The sequence below is a fragment of the Gammaproteobacteria bacterium genome (assembly GCA_016199745.1).
GTDB lineage: Bacteria > Pseudomonadota > Gammaproteobacteria > Acidiferrobacterales > Sulfurifustaceae > JACQFZ01.
Window position 1 is genome coordinate 1 of sequence record JACQFZ010000010.1, and the last position, 3,643, is coordinate 3,643.

Genomic DNA, 3,643 nt, shown 5'->3' on the forward strand with positions numbered 1-3,643 from the left:
CGATTTTATAATTTCGCCAATTATTTCCACTTTATTTATTTTCAGAAACCCGCAATGAGTTGCTTGCAAAAATTGTCGCCTAACTTTTAAGGAGGTCAATTGAGTGTGTTCACGCGTTTTGATGGTTCGGTTTTCACGTTTGTTGATGGTTTGGTGAGGTACGAAATTTTCAGAAAGACGCCGCGCAGTGTTTGTATCACTGGCGGCATTTTTCATTCTTGAGGCGCGTCAAAAAGGAGGGTCGTCAAGCGGAACCGTTGGTTCTGGCCGAATGAGATTGGCGCGCGATCGATCGTCATAGTAACGGCGAATCTGGCCACCGTAGAAGGACTCGAAGTCAAGGATGAATGCTTGCAGGAAATCGAGGATTTCGACGACGGACTCGTCGGAGATTGCCGGCAGTGAAACAAGGATGCGTTGCGGATCGTGGCTCATAGACCCTGCCTTGCTTGACTAGCCGTTTTGCGTGCAGGCTGCGCGCGGCGTGCCTGAGGCGTGGCCGGCTGAGCGAAGACGTCGAAGTAGAGTTTTTCGTCGAGCACCGGCAGATCACGCTGGGCCCCGGCGGCGAGCAACTCAGCAGCAAGCGAGGTAAGGATGCGGTAATTACCGGCGGCATGATCGCACAGCGTCTGGCGCAGTTGCGGCGTCATCAGGCTGGCGTTGCCGGCGCAGTTGATCAAATGATCGAGACAGGCAGCCAATTCATCGTGGCTGGCATGCTCGGTGGCAAGCCGGGTGCGGATGCGGCTGCCCAGGGGAATCAACGCCTCCTGACGCAGCTTGTCGGGGAGCCGCGCATCGCCCGCGAGTACAACGCACAACAGCGGCTGCGAATCGAAACGGGCGCTGGCCAGCAAGCGCATTTCGCACAGCACGGAGGGATTCATTTCCTGCGCTTCATCGATCAACAGCACCGCGCGGCGGCGCGTCGATTCGAGGTGCGCGAACCAGCGCTCGCGCAAGATCTTGAATCCTGCCCAGCGGTTGCTCGGCCGCAGGGGCACGGTAAAAATATCGGCGAGCTCGCGATAGAAATCGCTGAGATTGCTCTGCGGATGATTGATGACCCCGACGCTAAGATCGGGCAATCGGGAAAGGCGTTCGGCCAACAAGCGCAAGGCAACGCTCTTGCCGGTGCCCGGGTCGCCATGGATCATAGCGAAGCCGCCTTCGCGTACCTGCGCGTGTTCGATGCGCCAGCAGAAGTTCTCCACCTTTGGAGGGACGAACAGCGCCTCAGTCGGTAATTCAGGCGAGAACGGATTGAATTTCAATCCGTAGATGGCGAGCAGTTTGCTATTCATGGGAATTCTCCTGGTCGTGATGGGGCAAATAAGCGGGCGGCAGCCCGGTGGCGGCATAGTCGGCGATGCATTGGGCGAGCAGCGGCGCCATGCCGGTTGGCGGCAACGGCGTGAGATCCGGGCCAACAGTCTCGAGCGCACGGCGCTGGCCATCGGCGTTGGCCGCTTTGTCGAGCGGTTTCACGGCGCACAGAATGGCGCCGGTGTGCGGGTCCATCAGATCGACGTGGGTGAGATCCCAGCGCGCATAGCGCAGATTGACCACACCAAGATGACGATAGCGCGAGGGGATTTCGAAGCGCTGCCCGGCCAGACTGACCGTGCCGTCGGAACGGCGCTGGGTGCGGGTTACTTCGATGCGGAAAGCGGCGCGCAAGACATCGCTGGCTGGGCAATCGCGGCTCACGTTCGGGCCTTCGAGGTAATGCTCCAGCGGCGTCGCGTTGATTTCCGAGTGGCGCGTGCGGTGGTATTCCTGCTCGACCCAGGCTTGCGTCGCTTGATTGAGCAAATCGAGCGTAAGGCGCTCTTCCCCTTCGAGCATCGCCATTAGTCGCCCCTCAATGCGGCCCCAAAACGACTCCTGCTTCGCGTTCTGATACGGACTCAGGGGCAAGATCGTCTGATGCACCACGCCGAGTGTGGCGAGCCCGCCCACAACTTCCTCGCTGATCATTGCCGCGCCATTGTCCGACATCAGGGCACGCGGCAAACCACGCTTCATGAACGCCTGGCAAAGGCCATGCGCGAGGCTCTCGGCGGTTTCGTCGAGATACCACTGCAGGTGACAAACGAGACGAGAGCGGTCGTCGATGACGCCGAACAATAACGGTTTCTCCCAGTTACCTTGGCGGGTCAACACCTTGCGCGAGCCGTGATGGAAATCGCAATGCCAAAGTTGGTTCACGCATTCGACCTCGAAACTACGTACCTCCAAACGTTCGAGGCGATCACGCGCGGCCAGGGCGCCAGCCGTGTCGCTTTTGGGTCGCTGCCTTCGAAACATACCCTGCGCCTTGAGGTACCGCCGCACCGTGGCATAGGATGGCTGTGGCGCATCGGTCTTGGCCAACGCGACGCATAGATTGTCGACGTGCAACTGCACCGTCCAGCCGGAATGCTCGCGATACTGCTGGGTGAGTGTTGCGATGGCGATTGTCGCCATGGCGGGAAAGCGGCCGACATCGTTACGAGGGCGGTTCTTCAAGGTTGCGACGGGATCCGGGGCGCGCCTTGCCACGTAATACCATCGCTCGATCGTCGATAGACCGAAGCACATATCCTGGCCTGAGACCGGATGGCGCCACGTCTTCTCTGCTAATACCTGAAGGGCGGCGCGTAATTCGCCGTCCTCGGGTGGCGCGGCAAGCAGGGAACCGACGATGGAAAAGCGCAGCCGTGCCCATCGATCGCGTTCTCGTTTATCGTTCTTTACCGTCATAGCGTCTCCTTTGTTAAACGGCGCAACTGGCGCCGCGAATGGAAACGCATATTACAAACCCTCGTTATCCGTGCCTATCTGCATCCTCTGCGGGAATGGACCGACCATCATTTAGCGTGCTTAAGTGCTGATGGAAAGCGGGGTGAGGAAACGCAGCAGCAAACCCATCTGATCCGCTGGGGTATCGGCGTGGAAACGTTCCAGGAGGCTCATTGGTAGTTGATCCGCTGCAATCGGTGGCATGACACGAGAACGGCTCGACTGCCAAAAAGCCATCTTGTCGAACGTATTACGCCACCAGTGGTTCCACCGGCCTACCGTACGGTGCGGCACGCCGAGAATTTGATCTAGCTTTGCCGCTTGCGCGCCCGTCATGCCAAGCCGCGCGACCGACGCCAGCACGACCATGACCGCGAGATACACGCGCCGTCCGAGGAAACGAACCGATGGTGGCGTTGATCGCTTTCGACAACGATCGCAGCAGAAACTGAAGCGCACCGCATAGTCGGTCTCAATCGCCGCCGGACAGCCTCGCGGCTTACGATCGTAGTTCGCGCAATGCAGCTTGCCGCCGCATGGACATCCAGCTGCCCGGATCTGTTCAGCGAGGTCGAGATCGATTTGAAAAAGTGACGAGAAAAATATTGGGTCTTGCAGAAGGGCGTGGCACACTGGCGGCGTCTCTTGGTGTAGGAACCAGAGACTCGCCCAAAGGGATCGTTTGTTCAAGATCTTTGAGGGCGATCCCCGCTATCCCCTCACGCAAGTTGATTAAATCAGCGCCAAAGACCATCGCGATGCTTGCTCAGGCTCACAAGTCCAGTATTCGCGCGGGCGTGTCGTCGTTATGCAGCACATCCCCCTGCGCCGCTTGCCGGATCAATTCCTCATACGC

Annotated in this window: 4 protein-coding genes; all 4 read right to left on the reverse strand. The window is 58.8% G+C overall.

Going from position 1 to position 3,643, the window contains the following annotated elements:
• Positions 1-228: 228 nt before the first annotated feature.
• The 4 genes from HY308_02335 to HY308_02350 all read right to left on the reverse strand — a co-directional run bounded on the left by HY308_02335 (position 229) and on the right by HY308_02350 (position 3,420).
• Positions 229-435: a hypothetical protein gene (locus HY308_02335; protein ID MBI3897116.1), complete on the reverse strand. Its 207-nt coding sequence runs from the start codon at positions 433-435 to the stop codon at positions 229-231.
• A complete protein-coding gene (locus HY308_02340) occupies positions 432-1,307 on the reverse strand; it encodes an ATP-binding protein (protein MBI3897117.1) in 876 nt (291 codons plus the stop codon). Before HY308_02340 ends, HY308_02335 begins: the two co-directional genes overlap by 4 nt.
• Positions 1,300-2,748: a transposase gene (locus HY308_02345; protein ID MBI3897118.1), complete on the reverse strand. Its 1,449-nt coding sequence runs from the start codon at positions 2,746-2,748 to the stop codon at positions 1,300-1,302. Before HY308_02345 ends, HY308_02340 begins: the two co-directional genes overlap by 8 nt.
• Positions 2,749-2,868: 120 nt before the next feature.
• Positions 2,869-3,420: a hypothetical protein gene (locus tag HY308_02350; GenBank protein ID MBI3897119.1), complete on the reverse strand. Its 552-nt coding sequence runs from the start codon at positions 3,418-3,420 to the stop codon at positions 2,869-2,871.
• Positions 3,421-3,643: the final 223 nt, after the last annotated feature.